This is a genomic window from Pseudoalteromonas aurantia, from assembly GCF_005886875.1.
In the GTDB taxonomy this organism is placed as follows: domain Bacteria; phylum Pseudomonadota; class Gammaproteobacteria; order Enterobacterales; family Alteromonadaceae; genus Pseudoalteromonas; species Pseudoalteromonas aurantia_A.
This window is the reverse complement of sequence record NZ_PNBY01000149.1, coordinates 1-1,536: the sequence shown is the minus strand read 5'-3', so window position 1 is coordinate 1,536 and position 1,536 is coordinate 1. Positions and strand designations below refer to the sequence as shown.

The 1,536-nt window shown below is 42.3% G+C and carries 1 protein-coding gene; it reads left to right on the top strand.

The annotated features are described in order from the left end of the window. On the top strand, positions 1 to 1,536 hold a 1,536-nt coding region (locus CWC18_RS19900), incomplete at both ends, for a condensation domain-containing protein (protein WP_212747750.1).

Here is a 1,536-nt window from a genome sequence, read left to right as displayed (position 1 = left end):
AAATTCCCAGTTTGGGAGAGAAGCGTGATAGTTATCCACTGTCCTTTGCACAAGAGCGATTGTTTTATGTTGAACAGCTTAACCCTAGCAATGCTTATCATATCCCATTATTACTCTCTTTAAGTGGTGAGGTGGAATTGAGTCACCTTACAGAGGCAATCTCTAGATTATGTGAAAAGCACACCATTTTACGCACGTGCTACTCTACTGATCTATCAGGGGATTTGACGCAACAGGTAACCGTTAATAAGGTTAATATTTCTCAGCAAGTTTGTGCAACTGAGGCGCTAACTGATGTTGTGAATGTGCAGGTAAATTCTTGCTTCGATTTGGGGCAGGAGGTCATGCGTGTCAATTTATACAATACAGAAGATGCGAACTATCTCTTATTTGTTTGGCACCATATTGCTTTTGATGGATGGTCGACGAGTCTATTCCTCAAAGAATTAGCGCAAAGCTATGAAGACTGTGTTGTCGGCCGTCCCTGCTCGCTTACGAATGTTGATGTTGATTATATTGATTATTCAGTATGGCAGCGACGCTTTTTACAAGGTGATGATTTACAAACTTACCAAGCCTTTTGGCAGCATCAGCTTCAGGGGGTAGAAACACTTTCTTTACCCACGGATCATAGTCGCCCAGCGATTGCACAGCATCAAGGGTGTGAATTTGAGGCAAGTATTGATGAGGTACTTTCAGACACATTAATTGAGTTAGGCAAAGAATATGACGTTTCGCTTAATAGCGTGTTGTTAAGTGCATATTATCTAACGTTAGCGCATCTATGTGATCAGCAAGATATCATTGTAGGTACGCCCTCTGATAACCGAGAACACCATCAGATCCAAGAGATAATAGGCTTTTTTGTTAATACCCTACCTCTGAGAACACAGGTGAATTGGACGCAATCGGTTGAGGAGTTTGTTAAGCAAGTACATAAAGGGGTCATGCAGTCTAAAGCACATCAATCATTACCTTTTGAGCAAATCGTAGAGTTAATGGATGTTGAGCGAGACGCGTCACGCCACCCGTTATTTCAAGTAGTCTTTGGCTTACAAGATCTACAGGATGTAGTTGAGGGTGGATCAGTGCTACCTATGACGCCTATTTCATTATCTAGCCAACATGATTTTTGCCCCGCTAAGTTTGACTTAAGTTTAATGGCAGCACGCTCAGAACAAGGGATCAATCTTACTTGGAATTATGCAACGAGCTTGTTTGAACCCCGTACTATAGAAATGTTCAATCAGTTATATCAAACCCTGCTAGAGGGCTTGACCAACTCGACAGCTAAAACAGTGGGAACCATTCCACTGATGACGTTATCGCAACAAAAAATATTATTAAAAGAAACAGCTTTACCTAGAGAAGACTTTACCAGTTCTGGGACCTTAATTCAGGCTTTTGAAGCTCAAGTACTCGCGTCTCCAGAGGCGGTTGCACTGTGTTTTGGCGCTCAGCAGCTCAGTTATAGAGCACTGAATGAGCGAGCTAATCAGCTTGCCCATTGGTTACGTGTACGTTACGAAGCCACCT